This is a genomic window from Synergistaceae bacterium (assembly GCA_021372895.1).
GTDB lineage: Bacteria > Synergistota > Synergistia > Synergistales > Synergistaceae > JAJFTP01.
On the sequence record JAJFTP010000058.1, the window covers coordinates 1 to 13773 of the forward strand.

The 13773-nt window shown below is 47.0% G+C and carries 13 protein-coding genes; 1 reads left to right on the forward strand and 12 read right to left on the reverse strand.

Features of this window, described 5'->3' with window-relative positions:
- Positions 1-288: aminopeptidase P family N-terminal domain-containing protein (locus LLF78_05080; protein MCE5201868.1), on the reverse strand; the 288-nt coding region annotated here is incomplete at its 3' end.
- Between the two features lie 206 nt (positions 289-494).
- Positions 495-1748 (reverse strand): hypothetical protein, encoded by a 1254-nt coding sequence (locus LLF78_05085; GenBank protein ID MCE5201869.1) that lies wholly within the window; start codon positions 1746-1748, stop codon positions 495-497.
- 154 nt (positions 1749-1902) lie between these two features.
- Here LLF78_05085 and LLF78_05090 point away from each other — a divergent pair, with 154 nt between their 5' ends.
- On the forward strand, positions 1903-2466 hold the full coding sequence (locus tag LLF78_05090) for a DUF1850 domain-containing protein (GenBank protein ID MCE5201870.1): 564 nt from the start codon (positions 1903-1905) through the stop codon (positions 2464-2466).
- A 23-nt stretch (positions 2467-2489) separates the two neighbouring features.
- On the opposite strand, the gene LLF78_05095 is transcribed toward LLF78_05090, so the two are convergent.
- The 10 genes from LLF78_05095 to LLF78_05140 all read right to left on the reverse strand — a co-directional run bounded on the left by LLF78_05095 (position 2490) and on the right by LLF78_05140 (position 13700).
- Positions 2490-3413: a hypothetical protein gene (locus tag LLF78_05095; GenBank protein ID MCE5201871.1), complete on the reverse strand. Its 924-nt coding sequence runs from the start codon at positions 3411-3413 to the stop codon at positions 2490-2492.
- 53 nt (positions 3414-3466) lie between these two features.
- Positions 3467-4732, reverse strand: a complete 1266-nt coding sequence (locus tag LLF78_05100; GenBank protein MCE5201872.1) for an MFS transporter — start codon at positions 4730-4732, stop codon at positions 3467-3469.
- Positions 4733-4914: 182 nt separating this feature from the next.
- Complete coding sequence (locus LLF78_05105; protein MCE5201873.1) at positions 4915-5868, reverse strand: TAXI family TRAP transporter solute-binding subunit; 954 nt, start codon at positions 5866-5868, stop codon at positions 4915-4917.
- A 116-nt stretch (positions 5869-5984) separates the two neighbouring features.
- Positions 5985-7949, reverse strand: a complete 1965-nt coding sequence (locus LLF78_05110) for a TRAP transporter permease (protein MCE5201874.1) — start codon at positions 7947-7949, stop codon at positions 5985-5987.
- 204 nt (positions 7950-8153) lie between these two features.
- On the reverse strand, positions 8154-8810 hold the full coding sequence (gene deoC, locus LLF78_05115) for a deoxyribose-phosphate aldolase (protein ID MCE5201875.1): 657 nt from the start codon (positions 8808-8810) through the stop codon (positions 8154-8156).
- Positions 8811-8818: 8 nt separating this feature from the next.
- Positions 8819-9709, reverse strand: a complete 891-nt coding sequence (locus LLF78_05120; protein MCE5201876.1) for a LysR family transcriptional regulator — start codon at positions 9707-9709, stop codon at positions 8819-8821.
- Between the two features lie 445 nt (positions 9710-10154).
- Positions 10155-11279, reverse strand: coding sequence for a sodium ion-translocating decarboxylase subunit beta (locus LLF78_05125; protein ID MCE5201877.1), 1125 nt, complete (start codon positions 11277-11279; stop codon positions 10155-10157).
- A gap of 1 nt (position 11280) precedes the next feature.
- Complete coding sequence (locus LLF78_05130; protein MCE5201878.1) at positions 11281-11472, reverse strand: OadG family protein; 192 nt, start codon at positions 11470-11472, stop codon at positions 11281-11283.
- A 796-nt stretch (positions 11473-12268) separates the two neighbouring features.
- Entirely contained in the window at positions 12269-13417 is a 1149-nt protein-coding gene (locus LLF78_05135; GenBank protein MCE5201879.1) for an FAD-binding oxidoreductase, read from the reverse strand.
- 1 nt (position 13418) lies between these two features.
- Entirely contained in the window at positions 13419-13700 is a 282-nt protein-coding gene (locus LLF78_05140) for a (2Fe-2S)-binding protein (protein MCE5201880.1), read from the reverse strand.
- Between the last annotated feature and the right edge of the window lie 73 nt (positions 13701-13773).

Sequence of the window (13773 nt, forward strand, 5' to 3'; positions counted from 1 at the left end):
TTTCTCACAGCCGAGCCTGAATGCTCCTGTAAATCCCTCATGGTCATCCCATTCCGCGTAAAACGGGACATCGCCGAACGCGTTCATGATCTCTTCCCTGTACAGAAGAGGCGTCATAGCGAAACATCTGCCGTCCTTAGCAACCATAAGGCCACGGACTCTCTCGTCAGGATGGGTATCAAGCTCACCGATATACTCCAGGTCAGCGGAAGGACCAAGGTATATGGCATCCAGTCCCCTTCTCTTCAATTCTTCCGTAAGTTTCTGTACCCTTTTCTCTTTGATCAAGACAATTCCCCCTGTGTTGTATTTGTAGTTAAAAATCTTAGTTTACTTTTATGGAAATGACCGATGCACCGGCAATAAGTCCGGAACGGCGCAGACACCAGATAATTTTATAATGATCCTTTGTGTATTTGACCAAACTTTTCCAGTTGTTGCTGTCAGAAGAGTTAAAGACATTTTTACCTCCTTCCCGTCTGGGAAGTCATTTATTATATTTTATCCCTGTTCCCTCTTTCATATACCGAAAGCAGAAGAGATTCTAAAGAAACAACGCCTCTCCATCGATACGGCCAGACTGATACCCCTTCCCTATCGCGGCACGTGAGCGCCGTCGCGCCATTCAGGACAGCATCATAGCCCTCTATCGTACATATTCTGCGCACTTCGGCCTCTTTTAATTCGCCACCGCATTCGGGACACAAAACGGATTCCTGATATAGAAGCAAATCGGCGACCTCCGGCTCAAAGTCCCTCCCCCAGCAGCACCCTGTTCTGTGATAGTCAGGCCGGTTACCTCCTACGACAAAATTTTTGCCGTCCTTTAGCGACATGTCTGCAACCATATTTACATTTTCAGGAACACCGACAGGGCCGCAGAAACCTGCAACTTCTCCGAACGCCGCAACTATCTCGTCAGCCTCTGCACGACGAAAAACGGAGCCTGGAAATTTTGTCTCCACATAGGCAGAAAGCTTTGTTATGCTTATGTCCCTGTCGCCGCGTATCATAGCAAATAGCAGTTCTTTTCCGCCACCCGGAGATTCCACTGTGTAAAGCATCGCCTTTAGCGTATCCTTTGGCTGCAGCCCCAGCTGTTTGCAAAGAAGAGGTATCGTATGGGCTCCGGGCGTGTATATGTCTCTTAGCTCGCTCTCCTCAGCATCGGCATTTACAGGAGCCTCTTTATTTATATAAACTGAGTCTGCGAGAAAAATCCTGCCGCAAACCGAGCATTTTACCCCTCCAACTGAATTGAAAGACCCTTTATTTGTCATACACAGGCCGGATATTACCATGTTTTTCTTTGGCGACACAACTCTTGTCAGTGAAAACTGCGAAAGGCATTCGGACAGTGCATCCTTTATTGCAGATGCTGCCGCCTCCGCTTTTCTCACTGCATCCTCTTCGGTAGCAGCCCATCCGCAAAATAGCAGTTCCCTACCGGAAATCTGCGCCCAGGAGAGCACCTTTTCTTTATGATCACGCACATAGCGCTCTGCCAGCGAATAAACTGCTTCCTCCAGATCGCGGCAATCTACCCGCTGAATTCCACATTTTTCAAGAAGGGCGTCCATCAGGTTATCAACAATGCGCCCTGAGACCTCACAGCCCCGTGGCAGAAAGATTATTTCTCCGCTCTTTGCGTTATAGACTCCGGCTCCGTCAAGCACAAGGCCAACAATTCCCATATCCTTTACCTTCGCCGGGGGATTTTTCGTCTCCGGAACAAACATATCTGTCATAAACAGACCCCCTTGTGATCATTATGAGATAATCATACTACATTTTGAATGACGAATGACGCGCAACATAGCAAGAGAATGTCATCGCGTTTGCTATAATATATCATCGGTGCTACTGTATTTGCCGTAATCTATTATATGGAGGCATGTTAAGATGAAACGGCTTTCTATGATCGTAACTCCTCTTGTTTTGTTGCCCGTACTTTTCCTTATAGCCGTAGCAGGCTGGAGGGTGGACATCTTCCAGATCTCCGACAGCAGGCATAATATTATATTTTCTGCCCCTACAGCCTTGGGACATAAATTCACCACAAGATATATACATTCGGTAGAACTGACCCCTGTTGAGGATGAGTACCGCGTTCTGGGCGGGAAATTATGGACGTGGGAAGAGCGCGTCCGTTCTACAAATGCAGGGCTGCCGTTTGACAAACCGGAACACGGGAAATTCATAGAAACTGACGAATGGATGGTCTATCAGGGCGGGCGCATGTCATGGTCTGTCTATTATTACAGAATAGGAAATAAGAAACTTGGGCTTAATCAGGTCTGCTTTGAACCCTTCGGCAGAAGGAACTTCTTCGATATTTTCCCCGGAGAGAGGCTTATCATAAGCGTAAAAAAAGCCCCGTTCATGTTTGCAAAAATTTACCGTTCAAAAGAGCTGCAGAATGCACCCATGGATCTTCCGGCAATTGATAAAAATACAAGGGACTGATTTTTTCGTATCATCCGGCAAACTTACAAATAGAGGTCAAGCATCATAAATACAACTCCGGAAACACCCAGCAATATGGCTATATAGGGTTCAAAGCGTTCCGGGATATATTGTCTGAGGTTAATATAAATATTGCGTATCTGCGGAAGTATTACAATCTGCATTAAAAAAACGTCCAGCCAAAACAAGACAAAATCAAGCGCATACATAGGCAGACCAATCAACCCGACAGAGAGGCCAAGTTTTACGGGGAAGAAGATTGCCGTGATCATGGCCGGACATGTTATCAGTCTTATTGCGTCGAACATCTCGGGAAGCGGGATATTCCCATCATTGATATTTACATTATGTACACGTCTTCCAGGCAATGTTAAAGCAAGAAGGATAAAGAACATGGATAAACCTGCTTTTCCCCACAGCCCGGTAACTCCCCAGAGCGGCATGGCCGCAAACGTGTCCAGGCTGAAAACATTGCCCGGCACTCCCCTGTTGAGCAAATACCATGAAAAAGTCCCGCCAAGCACTATCATAGCCATGGTGAATTTGAAAAGAAGGTTTATCTCGTTTTTGTCAAGCGACTGATAAAGCTCTGCGGAAAAACGCTTCATCCCGCGTATATATAAACTCTGCGCTGCGGTAAGGAGAATCAGGATAATAAAGATGTCACATCTGGTCGAGACAAACTGCGGAAGCGACCCCATAGGCACAAAGAGAAATATAAGCAGCAGGCAGATACAGGATGCATATAGACAAGGCGGCGGGCAGTCTGCGCCGGAACAGCGTCCTGTCAGGAAATGCTCCAGAGGGGAAGGCATATTAGGTTCAGATTTATGTCCGCCTCCAAATAATGGTACATTCTCCGCACCCAGGAATATAAGCGATATTATCAGAACAAATATCAAAAGGGCTATCCCGGAGGCTGTCGTTATAAGCAACGAAAAAAACACCGGACAACCCTCCCTTATCTAACTGAAGTTTAAAAACTTATCTTTATATTATACTACAGAATATCAGCAAGTCCCTTTTCCCTGAGAATCTTTAAAATGGGAGCTTCAAACTTATTCAGGTTCTTTTTCATATAGCAGGCGAGTGCCATCGCAGAAAGTCCGAATATCAGGCCGGCGGCAGTACCGCCTATTAAATCTGCAAGGATCCCTGATGTTAATGAGCCAAGCGGCCCAATGCCGATATTGCAAATAGCATAAAGGCTCATGACTCTGCCGCGTTTACCTTCATCTATGATACTTTGTATCACGGTATTAAAACAGACAGACCCGGTAGACATGCCAAAACCGAGCAACGTAAGCGAAGCACATGAAAAACTTATGGAGCGGGAACAGGCGAAGGCAGTAATGCCAACCCCATATACTGCCATACTCAATGCAACCCTCCTGTGAAGTTTCTCAAGCGGGACAAAACTGGCCTGATATATGACGCCGATTAGCGCTCCCAGCCCAACCGATCCAAGGAAGAGCCCCAGCGCCGATGCATCAGAATTAAAGATATTCCTTGCAAAAAAAGGGAGCAAAGTGGTAAATGGATTAGACAGGAAGAAAAACGCCGCGGACAACATCAACATCCCGCCAAGGACCTTAAAGTTCCTTGTATACTCAAGCCCCTCCTTAAAACTTGTCCATCCGTTCTGCCGCACAGGGACAGGTATATTTTTTATTTTCAGTTTCGTAAGCGAGTAAATGACAGTCATAAAAGAGAGGCCATTCAGGAGAAAACAGGTCGCCTCGCCAACAGCCTGCAGCGCAAAACCGGCAAGTGCCGGCCCAATTAGACGCGCTAAGTTAAAAATTGCGGAATTTATTGTAAGGGCGCTGTTGAGCTGATTTTTATCATCGAGCATCCTCGGAACGCATGACTGCCTTGCCGGCATGTCAATGGAAGCAATCACACCCAGCATGATACTCAGCATCAGCACTTGTGTGTACCTTATAACGCCGGAAAAATCAAGAAAGGCAAGCGCAAGTGCCTGAACCATACATAGCGACTGAGTCACTATCAGAATCTTTTTCATGTCATACCGGTCAAGGATGGAACCTGCAAAAAAACCGGTTACGAGTATCGGCGCCTGATTTGAAAGCTCAACAAGCCCAAGCCCGGCAGCAGAACCTGTCAGACGCAGAACAAGCCAACTCATCGCAAGCCTCTGCATCCATGTTCCTATAAGAGAGACAGTCTGGCCAAATATGAAGATGCGAAAGTTTCTGGCTCCAAGCGCTGCAAATGCTTTCGTTGAATAAAGCCATCCAAACATTACCGGCCACCTTCTGCTCTTTTATGATCATACTGACTATAGTATAACAGAAGCTTTCTTCCATTTTTCTATCGCACAGCAGAACATAGCTATGATACCCCCAAAAAAACAGGGTTTCGTCTAAAGACGAAACCTTGTTTTTTGGATATTTGGCTGTCCTCAGGAATCAAGGGGAAAATTTTCTACTTAATAAGCCCCTTCTCCTTGTAAAACTTCACTGCGCCGGGATGAAGCGGGGCTGTAAGACCGTTGAGTGCGCCTTTCAGCGTTATTTCTTTTCCCTTTGCATGAACTGCCGCAATGTCATCAAGATTCTTGAACATTGCTGTCAGGAAGTTATAGATGTCTTCTTCCGGAACAGAGTCGTTGGTGATAAGGATAGCCATGACCGCCGGTGTCATTGTATCCTTGTCAATACCCCTGTAGGTTTTTGCGGGGATCTTGCTGGCTACAAAGAACGGATATGCCTTATGGAGCTTCTTCAGGAATGCTGCGTCAAAACTGAGGAGATTGACATCTTTCGTTGTTGTAAGGTCCATAATTGCTGCCGTCGGATAACCGGCAACGACAAAACCGGCGTCTATCTGGTTGTCCTTGAAGCGGCTTGCCGTCGCTGCAAAATCAAGGAAGTCAGCCTTCTTGAGATCTCCATAGGTAAGTCCGGCAACCTTGAAAATTGCCTGAACATCGCCTTCAACACCCGAACCAGGCGCCCCGACACCGACACGCTTGCCCTTAAGGTCACTGATCTTATTAATGCCCGACTCCTTAGCGGTTACAACCTGGATATGCTCCGGATAGAGGGAAGCTACGGCGCGGATGTTCTTAATCGGCTTACCCTCGAACATAAGTTGTCCGTTCACTGCCCAGTAAGTGATATCATTCTGTACAAATGCAATTTCGATCCCTTTTGTTGCAATAAGGTTAACATTTGCGACAGATGCATTTCCTGTCTCTGCTGTGCACTGGATCTTGCCTTCCTTGGTAACTGCGCTTGCAAGCGCTCCGCCTACCGCATAGTAGGTACCGGTGGTGCCGCCGGTTGCAACCGACATATACGTTGCTGCTGATGCAACGGCAGTTAATGAGAGTGCTGCGAGAATAGCTACAATAGTTACGATGACGACTTTCTTCATTATTTATTCCTCCTCTTGGATTTTATATAGTTCCGAACCACGGGTAACGGATCCGTCGACCCGCGTATAGCTCAAATATTACTATAAAACATAAACTTTAAATCAGTGTTTTTGCTTTATCGCACTATGTTTTCCGCATCCTTTGCAGCTTTTTCAGCTTCACTTTTGGCAGCTACTGTCAGCGGTATACCTGCTGCGATCATCCTCTTCGACTTAGCAGTCTGTATTAAATAAATAATCACAAGTACCGCAACCCCACCGAGGTCCGACATGGTTCCAGGGATCAAAAGTCCAATAGCCCCGACAAAAGCAAATATTCGCATATACCATGCTATGTGAGCCTTGAAGAATCCTATTGTGGCCATTGCAAGCAGAAAAACTCCCATTAACGCAGTAAAAATAGCCTGTATCATTGGAATAGCCTGTACATCAATGAACAGCAGCATCGGGTTATAGACGTAAACATACGGTATCAAAAATCCCGCAAGAGCAAGTTTAAATGCAGTAACACCCGTTTTCATCGGGTCTGATCCGGCTATCCCGGATCCTGCGTAAGCCGCCAGAGCAACCGGTGGAGTCAGGTCAGCAGATATGCCAAAGTAGAAGACAAACATATACGCAGCCATTGGCGGAACGCCGAGCTGGAAGAGTGCCGGAGCCGCCATAGTGCTGGTGACGATGAAGTTAGCCGTTGTAGGGAGCCCTGTGCCAAGTATAATACTTGCCATCATCGTGAAGAACAGAGTAAGGATTTTGCTTCCGCCCGCAAGTGTGACTATCGCATTTGCTATGCGCAGCGCAAGTCCCGTAAGCGTGCCCATACCTACAACCATTCCGACAGTGGCGCATGCGCAGGCGACCCCTATTGCTCCGCGCGCTCCTGCTTCAAACGCTTCAAGTATGCGCTTGGGCGTCAATCGTGTCTCCTTGTTTATCCATGAAAGGACAAAACTGACGAGGATACCGTTGAATGCGGCCCTGAGCGGCGTGTAACCCGCAATCAGAAAGTAAATGATCGCAATAAGCGGTATCAGAAGGAATCCTTTGGATTTCAGGAGCGGCCAAAGCGGAGGAAGCTGTGCCCAGGGAATGCCCTTGAGTCCAAGGCGTGTAGCTTCAAAGTGCACCTGGACCATAACTGCAAAGTAATAGAGAAGCGCAGGCACAACTGCAGCGAGCGCGACCTGGATATACGGAACACCGAGGAACTGTGCCATGATAAACGCACCTGCTCCCATTACAGGGGGCATTATCTGTCCGCCGGTCGATGCAACTGCTTCGACGGCGCCTGCAAAGTACGGCTCATATCCGACGCTTTTCATAAGCGGGATCGTAAACATGCCTGTAGTACAGACATTGGCAACAGATGAGCCGGAGACAGTTCCCATAAGACCGGAGCTTACCACTGCAACCTTTGCGGGACCACCTGTAGACCACCCCGCAAGCGCCATAGAGAGGTCTATGATAAACTTGCCAAGCCCCGTCTTTTCAAGGACAGAACCGAACAGTATAAACATAAAAACAAATGTTGATGAAACTTCGAGCGGTGTCCCGAAAATCCCTTCCGTGCCCAGGTACATATGGTTGACAATACGCGCCACAGAGAACCCTCTATGAGCTATCATGTCCGGCATCATGCGGCCGAAATAGCAGTACAGGAGCGCTATACAGGCTAGGATCGGCAATACTGGATTGGAGATCCTCCGCGTCGCTTCAAGGAGAGATACTATAAGCAGGAACCCCATAATAAGGTCTGTCCGGGTTGGCAGCCCTGCTCTCGTTGTAAGGTCATTAAAGAAGACCACAAGATACATTGCGGCAGCAATGCCGATCCCCGCAAGAATGAAATCATAGAACGGGATCCCTGAAGTTTTTGACTGTTTCGATGTCGCAGGATAAAGAAGAAATACCAGGCAAAGGGTAAATGCCAGATGGACAGCTCCCTGTTTCTGCGCGAGAAGAAGACCGAACCCAGACGTATAAAAGTGAAAACATGACATCGCTATTGCTATTATCATCACCAGTTTGCCCTGCCAGCCGGTAAGCGCCCTGAAACGGGCCTCTGTATCATACTTCCGCATGAGGTCTTCTATATCTATTACCTGACTCGCCTCCTGCGGGATCGGCGTTGTATTTAATTCTGTTTCACTCAATATAATTCCTCCCCCTCATGAAAACCTTTACATATTTGAAAAACAAAAAAAATAACGCACCGTATCTAATAATCGTTGATAACATAAAATCTGTCAAGAAAAAGTCAATGTTTATCAGGATCTGTTTTTATCTTAAATGCATTTGGCATCCTTGCAAATAGATACAGACCGTGAAGTTCCAAGCCTGTCTGCGCCTGCTCTGATCATTGCATTTGCCGCATCATAATCCCTTATCCCCCCTGAGGCCTTCACACCAAACCCGTATCCTACAGCAGCCCGTATCAAGGTTACATCTTCAACTGTGGCACCTCCTGCCGAGAAACCTGTTGATGTTTTTACAAAATGGGCTCCTGCTTCTTTAATGAGTCCGCATGCCTTTAATTTCTCATGTTCATTCAGCAGGCAGGTTTCTATAATGACCTTGACTTTACAATCAGGAACAGATCCCACAACCGCAGCAATATCTCCCTTCACATTGTCATAAAGTCCATCCTTAAGCCATGATAAGTTTATTACCATGTCTATTTCCATGGCTCCGTTCTGCATTGCAAGTCGTGATTCAAATGCCTTGCACTCCGTAGTGCTTGAACCCAGAGGGAACCCTACGACGCAGCAGACTCTTGCTCCGGAACCGGCGAGCAGTTTAGCGGCAAGAGACACATAACACGGATTGACGCATACAGATGCAAATCCCCAATCAACTGCCTCGCTGCACAGCTTCCTAATGTCATATTCTCTCGCGTCCGGATTAAGGTTCGTGTGATCAATAAAGTGTGCCAGATCCAACAGAACCCCTCCTACATTTTTTCATAGCCATGTTTTTTAGCAATTTCATCAAATATAATAAGCCCTGGGATCGCACTGGCTTTTGGGTGACGGTGGGTAATCTTGTAATAGACAAGATCCGGCGGAGTTTCAGCTATATCCTGGAATACAATGTTTTTATTCCAAAAACTCAGATGTTCAGTTGCAGTACGCGGCACCATACACCACTGTCCAGGCTTTACCATAATTACGGCAACCAGATTGACAGAATCGAGCCTCATCTTTACAGAGCGCATAGGATCCCATATATGATCATGCCAGAGGCGATATCCGCTGCCCCACTCTATGTAGAACTCCAGCTCAGGCATGAGCGACGAAGGACATATATCTCCACCAGGCGTCTCTCCTTCATCCAATATCCTGGCTACTATAAGGCTTTCCCTATAAAATGGCTCCATCTGGACATATTTGGTCGTCTCCTCATGGAGTACAATAGCAACATCAACTGCTCTGCTCTCAACTGCCTGATACATCTGATCGGACGGGTCGGTCGAAATCCTGAGGTATACCGGCGGGGTGTGATCAAGTAAATCTCGATAGACATCAGGCAAAAGCCTGCAGTTTACACTTTCTGAACCACCGATGGCAAGCGAATAGGCCGATCCGGGGGTTCTTGTATTGGAGATTTCCGTGCTGACTTCCTGCCACTTAAGGGCAAGAGGCAGGAAGCTCTCTCCTGCCGGGGTAAGGCGTATTGATTTCATGCCCTTCTGGCGATCGACAAGAATCATGCCCATCTCGGTTTCAAGTTCTCTGAGGTTATAGCTGATAGTTGACTGTGTGACGTTCAGCAGCCCGGCTGCCTTACTCAGCGTCCTTGACATGGCCACTGCAAGAAATGCCTCTATCCCTTTTTCATGCATTCTTTTCCCCTCCAAAGGGCAAATAACACTTAAGTTAAATATACGTGCAGCAACCGTATATTGCAAGCCCATTAAACTATATGCATCAAAATATAACCATTTACCTGTAAGATCAGAAAGTGGCGGACTGGCGCAAAGAACTTAATGCATTTGCGTAATCCGCCCCCATATGTAAGATCGATAAACTAAAACAGTTATTTCTGATTTTCTTGCGGTACTCAGCTTTCACCATTCTACGAAGTATCTTATAAAATAGCAGATATCAGTCCTGACGCTAAGGCGCGTATTTCATCCGCTCAAATCCAGAATGTTGTTCTACCTCGTCAGGATTTCCGTGTCTGCATGTAAATTGATAAAAGGACACAGAAAGTTACATAATAGCAGCCAGAAAGCCGTCTCGAAAAACCGCATTTCGGACTCCCCTTTCCAAACCTTCTTTAGATTACTACTTAGTCAGAAGTGTAAGCATCGCACCGGCAGCTACAGCTGTCCCGACAACACCGGCGACATTGGGCCCCATAGCATGCATAAGGATATACGAGCCTGGAAATTCCTTCTGAACCACCTTCTGGCAGACCCTTGCCGCCATCGGCACAGCAGAGACGCCTGCCGCTCCAATAACCGGATTGATTTTACCCTTGGTACAGACTTTCATAACCTGTCCTAAAATTACCCCTCCTGCGGTGCTTGTTATAAACGCAATAAGCCCAAGGCATATAATTTTTATCGTCTCTACCCTTAGAAAAGAGTCTGCATTCATCGTGGCACCAACTGATATTCCAAGGAAAATTGTCGTAGCGTTCAGCACCTCATTCTGTGCAGCCTGGCTCAAACGTTCTGTACATCCACATTCACGCAGCAGGTTTCCAAACATCAGCATACCTATGAGAGGAACTGCCGGAGGAAGTATAAGTCCGCAGGCAACCGTAGATACAAGCGAAAAAAGTATTCTCTCTCTGTGTGAAACAGGGCGAAGCTGCTCCATCTTTATAGAACGGTCTTTTTTTGTAGTCAGCAGCTTTATTACAGGAGGCTGAATAAGCGGAACAAGCGACATATAGCTGTACGCCGCTACAGCAACAGCAGGAAGTATATGCTTGGCAAGTTTTGAACAAAGGTATATAGCAGTGGGGCCATCTGCTCCGCCGATTATCCCTATTCCGGCAGCTTCTTTTATAGTGAAACCCATAACCATAGCTCCTATCACAGCAATAAAAACCCCCAGCTGCGCTGCCGCACCCAGCAGAAAGGTGATGGGATTGGAAAGCAGGGGACCAAAATCTGTAAGGGCTCCTATTCCCATGAAGATGATAATCGGATATATCTCATGGTCTATTCCAAATTTTACGAAGTAAAAGAAACCGCCTTCGTCAACAATCCCTGAGAGAGGAAGGTTTACCAGAAGACATCCAAATGCTATAGGCAGAAGAAGCAAAGGTTCAAAACCCTTTGCTATCGCCAGATAGAGAAGGGCAAGGGCAACCAGCAGCATCACAAGGTTGCCCTGAGTAAGAGCTACAAATCCAGACTGATCAATTACACCCTTAAGCGCTGTAATATACAGTTCCACTTTACCTGCCTCCTGCCGACGGCGTTTTTTTTGCTTTAGTTTTTTCTGCAGCTTCAGCTATTTTGTGTGTGACAATCATTACAAACATCAATCCTATAATCACGAGAAATACAATACTCATTGCAATCATTGACATGACGAGTGCTCCCACTGGTCCGGCGAAAAATGAACTCATCGAGACATTAACCGGCATACTGACAACCTCCCTAAAATTTGGACATGTAAAAACACACAACATTATTTCAGCCTGCAATAAATTTCCAATCAGGCAAAGCAGAAGCGGACTGTTTAGGCTACAGTCAAGCGGACAGCACATATAGGGCTCTTTTACGAGCTTTTAAAAAATATAGAGTTATATAATGAGGTTAAAGAAACGATATGGAAAGATTATTCTCGTTTATGTGTAGCCTTGACATAAATCGCTGAAGAAAGATTTGAGATATGCCGACCATCTGAAAGAGATTCTCCGACGGTCTCCAATGTTAAAAGACGCGGACACGGCAAAGCAGACATCTGTTCAGAAACAAATCGCGACGCCTTCGGTCTTATTCTTTGTGCGAGTATTCCTGAGTAATCCATGATTTGTTCATATTCACGGACAACGGCGGGTATATCTTTACCCTCCGCCTCAGGTGGAATGCTGTCTGTTACTGACTCAAATATGCCGACCGGATGCTGTGGATCATCAAGATAAAAGACAGAAGACGGGTAGGTATCCTGCTTAAAACCAGCCGATACACCAAAACGGACCGCTGGACAGGCACAGGATACCGTAGTCAGAAGCACTGCTATGACAAACAACACTGTATAAATATTACTAATGGATGTCCGTTTGCATTTAAGCATCATTTTCTCTCTCATAACAAGCCTTATACCAGATTACACACAAATGTCAAGTTCAGACAGGAACCACTGATCCATTTATGTCCGGAGACAGAGAAGATCCCAGATATATCACCCTCTCTGTCTCTGATTATCTTCAGTATGTATCAGATGAACGCAGGCTCAAAGAAAAGATCGTTCTCTTCAAACCTCGAAAGGCGGAAACGGTGAAGATCGACAAACGGGTCCTCTCCCATAAGGAGTTCTTTGCAGACGCGTCCGCCCGATGGTCCAAACTGAAGTCCGTGCCCGCTCCAGCCGCAGTTTACCAGGAGTCCCTCCACAGGAGTCCAGTCTATGATGGCGTTGTGATCCGGCGTATTATCATAAGGACCTGACCATTGGCGTACAACTCTGACGCCGCTGAGGACCGGTATCCTCTTGAGAACGCTTTTTGTAACCCCTTCGAGAAACTTCGCGCTGTTTGCCGTCTCTGTTGTATGCGGTTCATCCTGGTCGTCGCGTCCGAACATAAAGGTACCGTTCGGACACTGTTTGAAATATGCTCCATCGTCAAGGCATAGAACCATCGGGCAGTCAAAAGGCTCGACAGGCTCCGTGATGAGCAGGTTATGACGCTCAGGATAAACGGGGAGTTCGACACCCACAGTTGCGGCAAGGGGAGTAGACCAAGGACCTGCGGAAAGAAGGATCTTCGGTGCATGCCACTCCTCTCCGTTCTCTGTCACCACTCCCTTTATCCTTCCGTTCTCGGCCAGAAGCTTGGTGACCGGACAATATGTTTTGACAACCGCACCATATCGGCGTGCAGCGTGGCCGTAGGACAGAGTCAGTGTCTGAGGGTTGATATGTCCGTCTTCCCCGCAGAAGGCTGCCCCGATAATACCGTCAAGGCAGAGATAGGGCCAGCGTGCATTGATCTCGTCGGTATCCATAATAACCGACGGTATATCCAGACTTTTCTGCAGCGCCACGTTCTTCTTTAGCTGATCCAGACATTCTTCCGTGTATGCGACCCACATATAACCCCACTGCGTAAACTCGAGATCCATGCCCGTATCAAGTTCCTGCTCAAGTGTCGGAAATACCTGCAGGTTGTATTTCGCCATGAGAAGGTTCGTTTCTGTCCCAAAATGCTGACGAAGGCCCGCAGCACTACGGCCTGAACCACCTGATCCAAGATATTCCTTTTCAAAAAGCACTACATTTATACCTGCTTTTGCAAGCTGGTATGCGGTAGACGCCCCATGTACGCCCCCACCTACGATAATTACATCAGCAGTCTTTATCGTCATGTTATTCTGCCTCCTGATCATTCTCGGCCAGAAGTCTGGCTTTTATCGGTTTTACCGGAGGCCTGATAACTCCGGGTAAAAGTTCTGCTATAGGTTTGCCGGTAGCCTTAGATAGTTCGCGAAGTATTATGTCGCGGCACCCTCTTCCCTGGCACGGTCCCATCCCGACGCGGAGCTCTCTTTTGAGTTCATCGAAAGTATCGTAGCCGCGGCTGATCCACTCGCGGATCTCGTCTATCTCTATTTCCTCGCAGCGGCAGATAATGTTTGCTTTTTCTGTCATGGCTAGCACACCACCTTGATGGCACGGATATCTCCGGCCAGTTTTTTAGGGATGATCACGCTCACTACTTTGG

What these genes read in the sequence shown, in the direction of transcription:
- LLF78_05120 (MCE5201876.1), bottom strand. Translation starts at nt 9,709, where the DNA reads ATGCATGAAAAAGGGATAGAGGCATTTCTTGCAGTGGCCATGTCAAGG.
- LLF78_05110 (MCE5201874.1), bottom strand. Translation starts at nt 7,949, where the DNA reads ATGCGGAAGTATGATACAGAGGCCCGTTTCAGGGCGCTTACCGGCTGG.
- LLF78_05100 (MCE5201872.1), bottom strand. Translation starts at nt 4,732, where the DNA reads ATGTTTGGATGGCTTTATTCAACGAAAGCATTTGCAGCGCTTGGAGCC.
- LLF78_05085 (MCE5201869.1), bottom strand. Translation starts at nt 1,748, where the DNA reads ATGACAGATATGTTTGTTCCGGAGACGAAAAATCCCCCGGCGAAGGTA.
- LLF78_05135 (MCE5201879.1), bottom strand. Translation starts at nt 13,417, where the DNA reads ATGACGATAAAGACTGCTGATGTAATTATCGTAGGTGGGGGCGTACAT.
- LLF78_05130 (MCE5201878.1), bottom strand. Translation starts at nt 11,472, where the DNA reads ATGCCGGTTAATGTCTCGATGAGTTCATTTTTCGCCGGACCAGTGGGA.
- LLF78_05090 (MCE5201870.1), top strand. Translation starts at nt 1,903, where the DNA reads ATGAAACGGCTTTCTATGATCGTAACTCCTCTTGTTTTGTTGCCCGTA.
- LLF78_05105 (MCE5201873.1), bottom strand. Translation starts at nt 5,868, where the DNA reads ATGAAGAAAGTCGTCATCGTAACTATTGTAGCTATTCTCGCAGCACTC.
- LLF78_05140 (MCE5201880.1), bottom strand. Translation starts at nt 13,700, where the DNA reads ATGACAGAAAAAGCAAACATTATCTGCCGCTGCGAGGAAATAGAGATA.